The organism is Methylobacterium sp. Leaf106 (assembly GCF_001422895.1).
Classification (GTDB): domain Bacteria; phylum Pseudomonadota; class Alphaproteobacteria; order Rhizobiales; family Beijerinckiaceae; genus Methylobacterium; species Methylobacterium bullatum.
Genome location: NZ_LMNB01000003.1, coordinates 1 through 13,260 on the forward strand (window position 1 = coordinate 1; position 13,260 = coordinate 13,260).

At 66.6% G+C, this 13,260-nt stretch carries 16 protein-coding genes and 1 pseudogene; 14 read left to right on the top strand and 3 right to left on the bottom strand.

Annotated features, from left to right (window positions below; all coding sequences use genetic code 11):
* Positions 1–138 precede the first annotated feature (138 nt).
* From ASF34_RS04530 to ASF34_RS04540, 3 genes are all read right to left on the bottom strand, one after another.
* A partial coding sequence (locus ASF34_RS04530; protein ID WP_244478894.1) for a PhnA-like protein occupies positions 139–1,011 on the bottom strand: 873 nt, incomplete at its 5' end.
* A gap of 234 nt (positions 1,012–1,245) precedes the next feature.
* Positions 1,246–1,755, bottom strand: coding sequence for a CsbD family protein (locus ASF34_RS04535; RefSeq protein ID WP_056159449.1), 510 nt, complete (start codon positions 1,753–1,755; stop codon positions 1,246–1,248).
* Between the two features lie 337 nt (positions 1,756–2,092).
* Complete coding sequence (locus tag ASF34_RS04540; protein WP_056159186.1) at positions 2,093–3,550, bottom strand: helix-turn-helix transcriptional regulator; 1,458 nt, start codon at positions 3,548–3,550, stop codon at positions 2,093–2,095.
* 636 nt (positions 3,551–4,186) lie between these two features.
* Here ASF34_RS04540 and ASF34_RS04545 point away from each other — a divergent pair.
* The 14 genes and pseudogenes from ASF34_RS04545 (at position 4,187) to rpsC (ending at position 13,213) form a co-directional block, all read left to right on the top strand.
* Positions 4,187–4,777 (top strand): RNA polymerase sigma factor, encoded by a 591-nt coding sequence (locus ASF34_RS04545; RefSeq protein WP_244478895.1) that lies wholly within the window; start codon positions 4,187–4,189, stop codon positions 4,775–4,777.
* Entirely contained in the window at positions 4,770–5,462 is a 693-nt protein-coding gene (locus ASF34_RS04550; RefSeq protein ID WP_056159189.1) for an NrsF family protein, read from the top strand. Before ASF34_RS04545 ends, ASF34_RS04550 begins: the two co-directional genes overlap by 8 nt.
* 97 nt (positions 5,463–5,559) lie before the next feature.
* Entirely contained in the window at positions 5,560–6,558 is a 999-nt protein-coding gene (locus ASF34_RS04555; protein WP_018044250.1) for a glycosyltransferase family 2 protein, read from the top strand.
* A complete protein-coding gene (locus ASF34_RS04560; RefSeq protein WP_018044249.1) occupies positions 6,555–7,238 on the top strand; it encodes a class I SAM-dependent methyltransferase in 684 nt (227 codons plus the stop codon). The genes ASF34_RS04555 and ASF34_RS04560 overlap by 4 nt, the downstream gene beginning before the upstream one ends.
* A gap of 190 nt (positions 7,239–7,428) precedes the next feature.
* The coding region (tuf, locus tag ASF34_RS04565) for an elongation factor Tu (protein ID WP_274533740.1) at positions 7,429–8,696 on the top strand (1,268 nt) is incomplete at its 3' end.
* Position 8,697: 1 nt separating this feature from the next.
* Positions 8,698–8,827 (top strand): annotated as a pseudogene (gene tuf, locus ASF34_RS23730) (elongation factor Tu); the annotation flags it as partial.
* Between the two features lie 85 nt (positions 8,828–8,912).
* The gene (gene rpsJ, locus ASF34_RS04570; protein WP_018044230.1) at positions 8,913–9,221 is read left to right on the top strand and encodes a 30S ribosomal protein S10; all 309 of its coding nucleotides are present in this window, start codon (positions 8,913–8,915) and stop codon (positions 9,219–9,221) included.
* Between the two features lie 50 nt (positions 9,222–9,271).
* Positions 9,272–10,015 carry a 50S ribosomal protein L3 gene (gene rplC, locus ASF34_RS04575; protein ID WP_018044229.1) on the top strand — a complete coding sequence of 248 codons (744 nt, stop codon included), beginning with the start codon at positions 9,272–9,274 and terminating at the stop codon, positions 10,013–10,015.
* Entirely contained in the window at positions 10,015–10,635 is a 621-nt protein-coding gene (gene rplD / locus ASF34_RS04580; RefSeq protein WP_056159192.1) for a 50S ribosomal protein L4, read from the top strand. Before rplC ends, rplD begins: the two co-directional genes overlap by 1 nt.
* Entirely contained in the window at positions 10,632–10,928 is a 297-nt protein-coding gene (locus tag ASF34_RS04585; protein ID WP_018044227.1) for a 50S ribosomal protein L23, read from the top strand. Before rplD ends, ASF34_RS04585 begins: the two co-directional genes overlap by 4 nt.
* 25 nt (positions 10,929–10,953) lie before the next feature.
* Positions 10,954–11,790 (top strand): 50S ribosomal protein L2, encoded by an 837-nt coding sequence (gene rplB / locus ASF34_RS04590; protein ID WP_018044226.1) that lies wholly within the window; start codon positions 10,954–10,956, stop codon positions 11,788–11,790.
* 5 nt (positions 11,791–11,795) lie between these two features.
* Entirely contained in the window at positions 11,796–12,074 is a 279-nt protein-coding gene (gene rpsS / locus ASF34_RS04595; RefSeq protein WP_018044225.1) for a 30S ribosomal protein S19, read from the top strand.
* Position 12,075: 1 nt separating this feature from the next.
* Complete coding sequence (gene rplV / locus ASF34_RS04600) at positions 12,076–12,462, top strand: 50S ribosomal protein L22 (RefSeq protein WP_018044224.1); 387 nt, start codon at positions 12,076–12,078, stop codon at positions 12,460–12,462.
* A gap of 10 nt (positions 12,463–12,472) precedes the next feature.
* Positions 12,473–13,213, top strand: a complete 741-nt coding sequence (rpsC, locus tag ASF34_RS04605) for a 30S ribosomal protein S3 (protein WP_018044223.1) — start codon at positions 12,473–12,475, stop codon at positions 13,211–13,213.
* Positions 13,214–13,260 lie beyond the last annotated feature (47 nt).

Below are 13,260 nucleotides of genomic sequence, written 5' to 3' on the forward strand. Positions count from 1 at the left end.
CCTTGAGGTTGCCGACGGCTTCGTTGGCGAGACCCTTCAGCTTGTCCGTGGTGCTGCTCATGGGATGGCTCCTTGGGTTCGGGGTGATCGTCGAAAGGAAAGGTCCGGCCGGTCGCGGTGACCGGCCGGCGATCCGGCTCAGACGCGGCGGGCGCCGTAGCTGTCGGTGAGGGTGGCGAGGGTCGGAGCGCCGAGGCGGCCGCCGAAGAAGCCGGCGAGCGCGCCGAGGATCAGGGCGAGCGCGCCGTAGAARGCGCCCTGRGTGGCGGCGGACTTGGCGGCCACGGCCGCGGCCTCGGCCTTCTGCTTGGCGCTGGCGACGGTCTCTTCGTACTGCTTCCTGTAGTCCTGGATCTGGGTCTTGGCCTGGTCGACCGGGATGCCCTGGGCCTTGGCCAGCGCGTCGGCGGCGCGGTTCTCGGCCTGGGCCTTCTGGGCGGGATCACCCGTGAACAGGGCGCGGATGGCGGCGACGGCGGCATCCTTGGCGGCCTGCGGGTCCTGGCCGGCCGCCTGCTGGCGGACGCTCTGCTCGATGCCGTCCAGCGGGTTGGTGATCTTGGACAGCGACGGGGCTGCGGCCTGCGCGGCGGTCTGCACGGTACCGCCGACGAGCGAACCGGCGCCGCCGAGCGTGCTGGTCACGCCCGAGAAGGCGCCGCCGATGAGGCCGCCGGCCGCGGAGGTGAGAAGATACAGGACGACGAGGGTGGTCACCGCCCAGGAGACCAGGCCGTGCAGGCCGGCCGCGCCCGTCACGGGCTTGCCCGACAGGCGYCCGGCGATGAAGCCGCCCGCGAGAGCGGCMACGATGCCCGAGACGATGAACCAGACACCGGCGCCGAGCGACAGGGTCGAGGCGGCCGGGTTGTCGGCGGCGTTCGCTCCGACGCTGGACAGGCCGATGCCGACGCCGACCATGTTGAGGACGACCTGGGTCACCAGGGCGGTGACCGCGCCGGCGAAGATCGCGCCCCACGAAACCTGGTTCAGCAGGACGGTGCGGGTATCNGCCGACCATGTTGAGGACGACCTGGGTCACCAGGGCGGTGACCGCGCCGGCGAAGATCGCGCCCCACGAAACCTGGTTCAGCAGGACGGTGCGGGTATCACCGGCGACGATCGGCGACGTCGGGATGCTGGAGGAAGAAGACACGTGGCAGAGCTCCGGGGTCGTCGGTAGTCCGAAGAATTCGGTAGTCCGAGCGGGGGAAGATGAAGGGGGAGGGGTGGCGCGGCGGACGTTCAGTCGCGGCCGTGGATGAGAAGACCGATGCCGTAGCCGAGGAGGCCAGCCACGAGCAGGGCGGCCACCGGGTGCTCGGCGACCTGATGGGTCACCTCGCGGCCACCCTGGCGCAGATACCGGCCACCGTTCTCGTAGGCGTCATCGGCGTAGTCGTAATCCTCGCGGCCGGCATTGCGGACGGATCGCTCCGCGCGCTCATAGGTGTCGCCCGCCGCGTCCTGCGCCTGGCGTGCGCGGGCCTTGATCTCGCGTCCGTCGGACCCGGCGACATCGTCGACGGTGTCGCGGATGCGTCCGCCGACATCGCGGGCAGCGTCGGCGGCGTAGTCTGCGGCGTCGCCAACGGCGTCCTTCGCCTGACCATAGAGGTTCTCGGCCGTGCCCTGGACTTCGCGAGCCCGGCCCTCGACCGAGTTGCGGTTCGAACCGGTCAGGTCGCCGACCGCGCCCTGGATCTTGCCGCCGAGTTCTTTCGCGGCCCCGGTGATCCGATTGGTATCGACCATGATGTTCACTCCTGTATCTGTAAAATCTCGACCGGACGATGTCCGGCGCCGTCAGCCTCACCCTAAGTCTCGGAAACGCTCTTGGGTTTCACTGTGGACCTCGGTAGTTTTTGCTGAGATCGTCCTTCGCTCACCGCGTTTTGATCACCGATCAGCTTGCCGACGGCTTCTTATACCGAGCCCTCGAGCGTTTCAGCCGCGCTTGCGGACTTGGAAACGCTCATGAATCGCTTCGAATACCTGATCGGCCTGACACCATGTCTTGCGGCTCAGCACCTCAGTTGGCGCCTGCCGACCACCGATCAATGATGCATTCGTACTGGTAGAGCGATTTTATTTAACCGGCAGAGCCCGCAGGAAAGCCATTGTTGCGCCCCCAGACGATGGCCTCGGATCGCTTGTGCACGCCCAGTTTCCGGTAGAGGGCGGCGGCATGATTCCGGACCGTGTTGCGCGACAGGGTCAGGCGCTTGGCGATGGCATCGTCACCGAGCCCCGAACAGATGAGATCGAGAATCTGCCGCTCGCGGACCGTCATGTTCGGCGAGACGGAATCCTTGTGCTCGCCACCCGGCCGACGCAGGTTGGCGAGCTTGTCGATGAGCCCCCGGCTGAACCAGGAGGTATCGGCCATGACGGTCTCGATGGCCTCGAACAGGTCACGCTCGCCGCGCTTGCGCTCGGTGATGTCCTGCAGGACGAGGAGTGCGTAGATGTCGTCCCCGATCTCGACCCGCTCGGCGGAGACGAGACAATCGAGGCTGGTCCCATCCTCGTGCTGCAGGCAGACTTCGAGCCCGAGGACGTAGCCGGTCATGGCCACGGCACTCTCGAACTTCTCGCGGGCCGCATCGTGGACCCAGAGCCCGAGTTCCGCCGGTGAGCGCCCGGCGACAGTCTCGGCGGAATGGCCGAAGACCCGGGTGAAGGCCTCGTTCACCCCGGTGATGGCGAAAGAGTTCGCCCGCGCGAGCACCGTCGGCACGGGGGTGAGGCTGAAGGCCTTCGCGAAGCGCTCCTCGCTCTGACGCAAGGCCATCTCGGCCTTCCGACGCAATTCGAGATCGGCGAAGGTGAAGAGCATGCACGGCTCTTCGCCGAACTCCATCGGCTGGCCGGCGACGATGACGTGGCGCACGCCGCCATCGGGAAGGTCGAGACAGGCTTCCATCTGCGGGATGGTGCCGCCTTCGTTCAGGCGCGAGATGGCCAGATCCCGGCTGCGGGCGCCCGCCAGGACATCGACCTCGTAGACGCTGCGGCCGATGACGGCATCGCGGGTGTACCCCGTCATCTCGAGGAAGCCGAGATTCACCTTGACGTGTCGCAGGTCCGCGAGCCGGCAGATCACCGCCGGGGCCGGATTCGCGTTGAACGTCTTCTCGAAGCGGTCCTCGGCCTCGAACTGATCCGAGACGTCCTTGAGAATCAGTGCGAGGCAACTGGGATTGCCGTCGCGATCGGTGGCCACGAGGCTGCGCAAGGAATGGACGAAGGTGACGTCCGGCTCGTCGGTGCGCGTGACCTCCACGACCACGTCGTGGAACGTCTCACCGGCAACGACGCGCTCGATCGGGTATTGATTGGGCGTGCGGTTGTTGCGGTAGCGCAGGGAGAAGCGCTCGCGATAGATGTCGACGGTCTCTCCGAGCTCGCTCACGGATTCCGCCCCGTGCATCGCCAGGGCCGCCTCGTTGGCATAGGCGATGGTCTGGTCCGGCTCGACCAGGATCACGCCCTCGCTGAGGCCGGCGATGATCTGCCGGAGTTCGTACCTGTCGACGCCGAGTGTCACTGTGGCTCCAATAGCTTCATGGACCGAGCCACGGCCCAGCCTTCAACCAATGCGTGGGCGGTCAGTTCCAGGTTCACTCGGGAAGAGCCTGGTATATCTGAATGGTCCACAGGACTGTCGGGGAGCGGACAGGGAAGTACCCATTCAAGGGGCACCCTTGGTGCGCCGGAGGCCTGTCTACTCTTGCAAAGATCGACATTTGTATTTTCGCATCGGAGCAGTCTCGTCGAACAGACGCATCGGCGGACAGGCATCGAAGAACCGGTCGTCCCCTCGTCTTTCCTCGACCTGACAAACCCATCGCTCCCGTCGGATTTCGGAGGTGCGTCGGCCAAATGATCGGATTCCGGTCCGGGACGCGTAACCGGGGGAGGGCGATCACCGAAATCCTTTGCATGGCCGCCGCAGAACCCGGTGCCACGACGAAGGACCGCGTCCCATGAGCTTTCTCGCCCACACCGTGTCCGTCGTCCCTTGCCGCCGATGCCACGGGCGCGGACTGGCGGGCGAAGGGCGGTGTGGCCAAGCCCGCGGCGACGACTTAGGGTCTCGTCCGTGAGCCTGGCGCAGGCGGCGCATTCGGGCCGCCTGTCCGTCCTGCAGGCTCGGCCTGCGGATTCCGGAAGCATCGCGACCATGCCCGCACGATCGATGGTATCGTCCGGCGAGGCCTCGCTGTCGGCCGCGATGCAGGCGGCTCAGAACGGCGATGCCGCAGCCTACCGTGCGCTCCTGCGCGACTGCGTTCCCGTGATTTCCGCGATGGCGAGGTCCAAGGGTGTCCGGGGCACGGGCGTCGACGACGTGGTTCAGGAGACCCTGCTGACGATCCACCGGGCGCGGGCGAGCTACGACCCCGCCCGGCCCTTCCTGCCCTGGCTCCGTGCCATCGCCCACCGGCGCGCCATCGATGCCCTGCGCCAGGGCAGCCGCCGGCCGCGCGAGGTCGACGACGCGATCGCCTACGAGACACGCGCCGACGATGGCCCCCTGCCGGGGCACGATCTGGAGGACCGAGACCGTCGCCGGGCCGTCGTCCAGGCCGTCGCTCATCTTCCCCCGGGGCAGCGCGAAGCGATCGAGCACATCGCCCTGCGCGAGCTCTCGCTCGACGAGGCGTCCGTTCTCACCGGGAGGACCAAGACGGCGCTGAAGGTCAATTTCCATCGAGCCCTCAAGGCCCTGCGTGCCTCTCTCTCATCCAGCAAGGAGGGTTCGGATGTCTGATCCCGCCAGACACGAACGTCTCGTCGAGGAGCTGGCCCGGTCGCTCACGCCGATCCGCCCGCTGCCCGGGCCGGGATGGCGGGCCTTCGCCTGGATCTCCGCCGTGCTCGGCCTGGGTATTGTCCTTCTGCCCCTGTCGGATGCCGCCGCCATGCAAGCGCGTCTCGGCGTTCCGGACCTTCGCTATGCCGCGCTCGGCGCGATCCTGACGAGCGTGGCTGCGGCCTTCGCCGCCTTCCAGAGCAGCGTGCCGGGCCGCAGCCGGGCCTGGGCCCTGCTGCCGATCCCGCCCCTCGTCCTGTGGCTCGGCGTCAGCGGGCTCGGCTGCCTGCGCGCCTGGCTCGCTCCGGCTTCGAATCTCGCCGAAGCCGGAGAGATGCGCGGCTGCTTCGTCTTTCTGATGGGCGTCTCGCTGCCGCTCTCGGTCCTGCTGGTCACGATGCTGCGCCGGGCCTGCCCGTTGAACCCCGGACTCACGGCGGCCTTGGGGGGGCTCGCGGTCGCGGCGGCCGCGGCGGCGCTTCTGGTGCCGTTCCATCCTCACGACGCCACCGCGACGGATCTCGCCGTGCATCTCGTGGCCGTCCTCATCGTGGTCGGCCTCAACGGGCTCTTCGGCGACCGCTTCCTCGAGGGAACGACCGACCGACGTTCCGCCGCCACGGCCGTGGATACCGATCCGTAGGCGGGCAGGCGGCGTCTCGCGCCGCCCGGTTAGAATGGCCTTAATCATGCGGGGCTAGACTTCCGCCGACCGGACCTTCCGTCCGCCGGCGACACGCATGACCGTGACATCTCCCTCGGCGCAGATCGGCACGCCGACCTACAGCCTCGTCGTTCCCGTCTTCAACGAGGAGGTCGTGCTGCCGGTGCTGCTGCACCGCCTCGACCAGCTCCTCGCCAAGCTCGACGGGCCGGCGGAGGTGATCATCGTCGATGACGGCAGCACCGACATGACGGGCATCGTCGCCGCCGGCCGCGCCAAGGACGATCCGCGCTATCGCTATCTCGCCCTGTCGCGGAACTTCGGTCATCAGGTCGCCATCACCGCCGGGATGGAGCGCGCCGCGGGCGCCGCCGTCGTGGTGATGGATGCCGACCTTCAGGACCCGCCGGAGGTCGTCCTCGAGCTCGCCGCCAAATGGCGCGAGGGCTACGAGATCGTCTATGCGAGGCGCCTGAGCCGGGAGGGCGAGAGCCGCTTCAAGCGCTGGACCGCCGGCCTGTTCTACCGCCTCATCCGGGCGCTCACCGCCATCGACATCCCGGCCGACGTGGGCGATTTCCGCCTCGTCGACCGCAAGGCCCTCGACGCCTTCCTCGCCATGCCCGAACGCGACCGGTTCGTGCGCGGCATGTTCAGCTGGATGGGCTTCCGCCAGACCGCCGTGCCGTTCCACCGTCTCTCGCGGACCCTGGGCCAGACCAAATACGGCTGGTCGAAGATGCTGCGGCTCGCCTTCGACGGCATCGTCGGCTTCTCCGACATCCCTCTCCGCTTCGCCCTCTGGGCCGGCACGGGGGTGTCCCTCTTCGCGCTGGCTTACGGATTCTACATCGCCGTGCGCGCCCTCTACGACCCGGCCCTGGTCAGTGGATGGGCCTCCATCGTCGTCCTCGTCTCGTTCCTGGCCGGCATGAACCTGCTGATGACCGGCATCGTCGGCCTCTATGTCGGACGCATCCATACCGAGGTGAAGAAGCGCCCCCTCTACGTGGTCGGCCGGGCGGTGGGGTTCCCGGAGGACGAGCAGGCCGCGACATCGAGGATTGCGGCATGACCAGCGCCTTCGACGCGTACCGCACGAGCTACGACGCGGTCGTCCAGGATTCCATCGCCTTTTCCGGGCTCGAACACGGCTTCTTCCTGGATGCGAAAGCCGATCTGCTCGCGGACGTATTCGGCCGGCATTTCGGGACCTCCCGCCCGTCGCTCCTCGATGTCGGCTGCGGCGTCGGCCTCCTCCATCGCCGCCTTGCCGGCATCGTCTCGGGGATGGCCGGCACCGATCCCTCGCCCGAATCCGTGGCCCGTGCGGAGAGCGAGAACCCCGGCAACCTGTACCGCCTCCAGCAGGACGGCAGAGTGCCGTTCGAAGATCGGGCATTCGACGCGACGCTGGCCGTCTGCGTCTTCCATCACGTCCCCGTCGCGGAGCGTTCCGGCCTGCTGGCCGACATGCGGCGCGTCACCCGCCCGGGCGGCCTGGTGGCGATCATCGAGCACAACCCGTGGAACCCGCTGACGCGCCTCGCGGTGTCGCGCTGTCCCTTCGATCACGACGCCGTGCTGCTCGGTGCCCGCGAGACCCGGGCGCTCCTCGCGGAACGAGGGCTGCGGGACATTCGCAGCCGACACTTCCTGGCCTTCCCGTTCCGGCGGGGATGGGTGCCCGGTGTCGAGAAGGCCATCGGCCGGATGCCGCTCGGCGCGCAGTTCCTGGCCTGCGGGACGGTTTGACCCCGCATCGAAGACGGGAGCCGGACCTTGGCCGGACGACCACGCCGCAGGCTCGATTCGGCCTCCACAATCATCATCCCTTGATCATCTGACGCCGAGCCTCTATCCGGGCGGCGTCTTTCGCCCGGCTCGACACCTCGAGCGCCGCCCTGGGCGACCGCTCATGTGACTTTGTTTTAGGAATGTGACGATGGCCAAAGAGAAGTTTGCCCGCACCAAGCCGCACTGCAACATCGGCACGATCGGTCACGTCGACCACGGCAAGACGTCGCTGACGGCGGCGATCACGAAGGCTACGATGGCCAAAGAGAAGTTTGCCCGCACCAAGCCGCACTGCAACATCGGCACGATCGGTCACGTCGACCACGGCAAGACGTCGCTGACGGCGGCGATCACGAAGGTYCTGGCGGAGTCGGGTGGCGCGACGTTCACGGCCTACGACCAGATCGACAAGGCCCCCGAGGAGAAGGCGCGCGGCATCACGATCTCGACGGCCCACGTCGAGTACGAGACSGCCAACCGTCACTACGCCCACGTCGATTGCCCCGGCCACGCCGATTACGTGAAGAACATGATCACCGGTGCCGCCCAGATGGACGGCGCGATCCTGGTCGTGTCGGCCGCCGACGGCCCGATGCCCCAGACCCGCGAGCACATCCTGCTCGCCCGCCAGGTCGGCGTGCCGGCCCTGGTGGTGTTCCTCAACAAGGTCGACCTCGTCGACGACGAGGAGCTCCTCGAGCTCGTCGAGATGGAGGTGCGCGAGCTCCTCTCCAAGTACGACTTCCCCGGCGACGACATCCCGATCACCAAGGGTTCGGCCAAGGTCGCCCTCGACAACGGCGACAAGGCSGTCGGCCACGACGCCGTGCTGAAGCTKATGGAGTCGGTGGACGCCTACATCCCGCAGCCGGAGCGTCCGATCGACAAGCCGTTCCTGATGCCGATCGAGGACGTGTTCTCGATCTCGGGCCGYGGCACCGTGGTGACGGGTCGCGTCGAGCGCGGCATCGTCAAGGTCGGCGAGACCGTGGAGATCGTCGGCATCCGCGACACCCAGACCACCACGGTCACGGGCGTCGAGATGTTCCGCAAGCTGCTCGACCAGGGCCAGGCCGGCGACAATGTCGGCGTGCTCCTGCGCGGCACCAAGCGCGAGGACGTCGAGCGCGGCCAGGTCGTGTGCAAGCCCGGCTCGGTCAAGCCCCACACCAAGTTCAAGGCCGAAGCCTACATCCTCACCAAGGAGGAGGGCGGTCGCCACACCCCGTTCTTCACCAACTACCGGCCCCAGTTCTACTTCCGCACCACCGACGTGACCGGTGTCTGCGAACTGCCCGAGGGCACCGAGATGGTGATGCCCGGTGACAGCGTCACCATGGACGTCACCCTCATCGTCCCCGTCGCCATGGAAGAGAAGCTCCGCTTCGCCATCCGTGAAGGCGGTCGCACCGTCGGNGCCCGGTGACAGCGTCACCATGGACGTCACCCTCATCGTCCCCGTCGCCATGGAAGAGAAGCTCCGCTTCGCCATCCGTGAAGGCGGTCGCACCGTCGGTGCAGGCGTCGTCGCAGCCATCAACGATTAAGTTCGGTACGCTCAGTCTGCTGGGATCGACAGAGGGGCGGGTCCTCGCGCCCGCCCCTTCTTAAGTCCCGCCAAGGTTTCAGGTCATGAACGGTCAGAATATCCGCATTCGCCTCAAGGCGTTCGATCATCGCATCCTCGATGCCTCGACCCGCGAGATCGTGTCGACGGCCAAGCGCACCGGCGCGACCATTCGTGGTCCGATCCCGCTTCCGACGCATATCGAGAAGTTCACCGTCAACCGCTCGCCGCACATCGACAAGAAGTCGCGCGAGCAGTTCGAGATGCGCACCCACAAGCGCGTGCTCGATATCGTCGATCCGACGCCGCAGACCGTGGACGCGCTGATGAAGCTCGACCTCGCCGCCGGCGTGGACGTGGAGATCAAGCTCTAAGTCCCGCGGGGATTTAGAGCTTACCGTAGAATCGCGCGAGGGAGACACCTATGCGCTCAGGCGTCATTGCACAGAAGGTCGGCATGACCCGCATCTTTACGGATGCTGGCGAACATGTCCCCGTGACAGTGCTTAAAATCGATCAATGCCAGGTGGTCGCCCACCGTACCGTCGAGAAGAACGGTTACGTCGCCCTTCAGGTCGGCGTCGGCAAGGCCAAGGTGAAGAACGTGTCGGCTGCCGAGCGCGGCCGGTTCGCGGTCGCCAAGGTCGAGCCCAAGCAGAAGCTGGCCGAGTTCCGCGTGTCCGAGGACGCGCTGATCCCGGTCGGTGCCGAGATCACCGCCGACCACTTCATCCCCGGTCAGTTCGTCGACGTGACGGGCACGACCACGGGTAAGGGCTTCGCCGGCGGTATGAAGCGCTGGAACTTCGGCGGTCTGCGCGCCACCCACGGCGTGTCCATCTCGCACCGTTCGATCGGCTCGACCGGTGGCCGCCAGGACCCGGGCAAGACCTTCAAGAACAAGAAGATGCCCGGTCACATGGGCGTCGACCGGGTCACGACCCAGAACCTGCGCGTCGTGCGCACGGATCCCGAGCGTGGCCTCATCCTCGTCGAAGGCGCCGTTCCCGGTGTCGCCGGCGGCTGGATCCAGATCCGCGACGCGGTGAAGCGCAAGCTCCCCGCCGACGTGCCGCAGCCGGGCAAGTTCCGTGAAAACGGTTCTTCCGCTGCTCCCGCCACCGAAGCTCCGGCTCCCGAGGCTCCCGCTTCCGAGGAGAACGCGTGATGAAGCTCGATATCACCACTCTCGACGGCGACGGCGCCGGGTCCATCGACCTGGACGAGACCATCTTCGGTCTCGAGCCCCGCGCCGACCTTCTCCAGCGCATGGTGCGCTGGCAGCTCGCCAAGCGTCAGGCCGGCACCCATGCGGTCAAGAACCGCTCGGACGTCAACCGTACGCGCAAGAAGCTGTACAAGCAGAAGGGCACCGGTAACGCTCGTCACGGCGCCGCCTCCGCTCCGCAGTTCCGCGGCGGTGGACGTGCCTTCGGTCCGGTCGTCCGCAGCCATGCTCACGACCTGCCCAAGAAGGTCCGTGCCCTGGCTCTCCGTCACGCCCTGTCCGCCAAGGTGAAGGCCGAGACCCTCATCATCGTGGACGACGTGACGCTCGCCGACGGCAAGACCCGTAACCTGGTCGAGCGCTTCGAGAAGATGGGCCTGTCCAGCGCGCTGATCATCAGCGGTGCCGAGGTCGACGTGAACTTCAGTCGCGCCGCCCGCAACATCCCGCAGATCGACGTCCTGCCGGTCCAGGGCATCAACGTCTACGACATCCTGCGTCGCGACAAGCTCGTGCTGACGCGCGCAGCGATCGATGCGCTGGAGGCGCGATTCAAATGAGTGCCGATCCGCGCCACTACGACATCATCGTCTCCCCGGTCATCACCGAGAAGGCGACGAACCTCACCGAGCAGAACAAGGTCGTCTTCCGGGTTTCCCCGAAGGCTACCAAGCCGCAGATCAAAGAGGCGGTCGAGAAGCTGTTCGACGTCAAGGTCACGGGCGTGAACACGCTCGTCACCAAGGGCAAGAAGAAGATTTTCCGCGGGCTTCGCGGACAGCGTTCGGACGTGAAGAAAGCGATCGTGACCCTCGCCGAGGGTGAAACGATCGACGTCACGACCGGGCTCTGACACGAAAAGCGTTAGGATCAAGCCGATGGCCTTGAAGACATTCAAACCGGTCACGCCGAGCCTTCGCCAGCTCGTGCTCGTCGACCGCCGTGAGCTCTACAAGGGCAAGCCGGTCAAGAAACTCACCGAGGGCAAGTCGTCGTCCGGCGGCCGCAACAACCTCGGTCGCATCACCGTCCGCTTCCGCGGCGGCGGACACAAGCGCACCCTGCGCAACGTCGATTTCAAGCGTCGCGAGCAGCTCGGCGTGGCGGCCACCGTGGAGCGGATCGAGTACGATCCCAACCGCACGGCGTTCATCGCGCTGATCACGTTCCCCGACGGCGTTCAGAGCTACATCCTGGCTCCCCAGCGTCTGTCGCCGGGCGACAAAGTGATCGCCGCCGAGCAGGTCGACATCAAGCCGGGCAATGCCGGCCCGGTCGGCAACATGCCGGTGGGCACGATCGTCCACAATGTCGAGCTGAAGATCGGTAAGGGCGGCGCGATCGCCCGCTCCGCCGGAAACTACGCTCAGATCGTCGGACGCGACCAGGGATACGTCACCCTGCGTCTGAACTCGGGTGAGCAGCGCCTGGTCCACGGCAATTGCTTCGCCAGTGTCGGTGCGGTGTCGAACCCGGACCACATGAACATCTCGCTCGGCAAGGCCGGCCGCAATCGCTGGCTCGGCAAGCGCCCGCACGTTCGCGGCGTTGCCATGAACCCGGTCGATCACCCGCACGGCGGCGGTGAGGGTCGTACCTCGGGCGGCCGTAACCCGGTCACGCCCTGGGGCGTGCCCACCAAGGGGAAGAAGACCCGCTCGAACAAGCGGACCGATGTCTTCATCCTCGCCAGCCGTCACAACCGCAAGAAGTAACCCTCATGGCACGCTCGCTCTGGAAGGGGCCGTTCATCGACGGCTACCTCCTCAAGAAGGCTGAGACCGCTCGCGGATCCAGCCGCAACGAAGTCATCAAGATCTGGAGCCGTCGCTCCACGATCCTGCCGCAGTTCGTCGGGCTCACCTTCGGTGTGCACAACGGACAGAAGCATATCCCGGTCTACGTGTCCGAGGAGATGGTCGGTCATAAGTTCGGCGAGTTCTCGCCGACCCGTACCTTCCACGGCCATGCAGCCGACAAGAAGGCGAAGAGGCGCTGAGATGGGCAAGCAAGCCACCCCCCGCGCGCTCCCCGAGAACGAGGCGAAGGCCGTCGCGCGCATGCTTCGCGTGAGCCCTCAGAAGCTCAATCTCGTTGCGCAACTCATCCGCGGTAAGAAGGTCGAGTCGGCTCTGGCCGACCTGGAATTCTCCCGCAAGCGGATCGCCCGCGAGGTCAAGAAGTGCCTCGAGAGCGCCATCGCCAATGCCGAGAACAACCATGACCTCGATGTCGACGATCTCGTCGTCTCCGAGGCCTTCGTCGGCAAGGCACTCGTGCTCAAGCGTTTCCATGCTCGTGCACGTGGCCGCGGCGCCCGCATCCTGAAGCCCTTCGCGAACCTCACCATCGTGGTGCGCGAAGTCCCGACCGCCGAAGCGGCGTGAGGAGGACCTGATGGGCCAGAAAGTCAATCCGATCGGTCTGCGGCTCGGTATCAACCGGACCTGGGACTCCCGCTGGTTCGCCCAGAAGGGTGAATACGCGAAACTCATGCACGAGGACGTCGCCATCCGCGCCGCCCTCATGAAGCAGCTGAAGCAGGCTGCCGTCTCCAAGATCGTCATCGAGCGTCCGCACCGGAAGTGCCGCGTCACCATCCACTCGGGCCGTCCGGGCGTGGTGATCGGCAAGAAGGGCGCGGATATCGAGAAGCTGCGCAAGCTCGTCGGCACCCTGACCAAGGCCGACGTGACGATCAACATCGTCGAGGTGCGCAAGCCCGAGATCGATGCCACCCTGGTGGCCGATTCGATCGCCCAGCAGCTCGAGCGCCGTGTCGCCTTCCGTCGTGCCATGAAGCGCGCCGTGCAGTCGGCCATGCGTCTCGGTGCCGAAGGCATCCGGATCAATTGCTCGGGTCGCCTCGGCGGCGCTGAGATCGCTCGTCAGGAATGGTACCGCGAAGGTCGCGTCCCGCTGCATACCCTCCGCGCGGATGTCGATTACGGCGTGGCGACCGCCTTCACGACCTACGGGACGTGCGGAATCAAGGTGTGGGTGTTCAAGGGCGAAATCCTCGAGCACGACCCGATGGCGCAGGACAAGCGCGCTCAGGAAGAAGGCGGCCGTTCGGGCGGACGTCGCGAGCGCGATGGCGAGGGTGGCCGCGAGCGCGGCCGGCGCGAACACGCCTGAGGCGTGATCGCGTACGCCCGTTAGCCATAGAAGGTGTTGAGAGGCTG

Bases quoted from the DNA above. Each gene is read 5' to 3' on its own strand.
- ASF34_RS04535 (WP_056159449.1), bottom strand. From the start codon at position 1,755: ATGGTCGATACCAATCGGATCACCGGGGCCGCGAAAGAACTCGGCGGC.
- ASF34_RS04545 (WP_244478895.1), top strand. From the start codon at position 4,187: ATGCCCGCACGATCGATGGTATCGTCCGGCGAGGCCTCGCTGTCGGCC.
- ASF34_RS04550 (WP_056159189.1), top strand. From the start codon at position 4,770: ATGTCTGATCCCGCCAGACACGAACGTCTCGTCGAGGAGCTGGCCCGG.
- ASF34_RS04555 (WP_018044250.1), top strand. From the start codon at position 5,560: ATGACCGTGACATCTCCCTCGGCGCAGATCGGCACGCCGACCTACAGC.
- ASF34_RS04560 (WP_018044249.1), top strand. From the start codon at position 6,555: ATGACCAGCGCCTTCGACGCGTACCGCACGAGCTACGACGCGGTCGTC.
- rpsJ (WP_018044230.1), top strand. From the start codon at position 8,913: ATGAACGGTCAGAATATCCGCATTCGCCTCAAGGCGTTCGATCATCGC.
- rplC (WP_018044229.1), top strand. From the start codon at position 9,272: ATGCGCTCAGGCGTCATTGCACAGAAGGTCGGCATGACCCGCATCTTT.
- rplD (WP_056159192.1), top strand. From the start codon at position 10,015: ATGAAGCTCGATATCACCACTCTCGACGGCGACGGCGCCGGGTCCATC.
- ASF34_RS04585 (WP_018044227.1), top strand. From the start codon at position 10,632: ATGAGTGCCGATCCGCGCCACTACGACATCATCGTCTCCCCGGTCATC.
- rplB (WP_018044226.1), top strand. From the start codon at position 10,954: ATGGCCTTGAAGACATTCAAACCGGTCACGCCGAGCCTTCGCCAGCTC.
- rpsS (WP_018044225.1), top strand. From the start codon at position 11,796: ATGGCACGCTCGCTCTGGAAGGGGCCGTTCATCGACGGCTACCTCCTC.
- rplV (WP_018044224.1), top strand. From the start codon at position 12,076: ATGGGCAAGCAAGCCACCCCCCGCGCGCTCCCCGAGAACGAGGCGAAG.
- rpsC (WP_018044223.1), top strand. From the start codon at position 12,473: ATGGGCCAGAAAGTCAATCCGATCGGTCTGCGGCTCGGTATCAACCGG.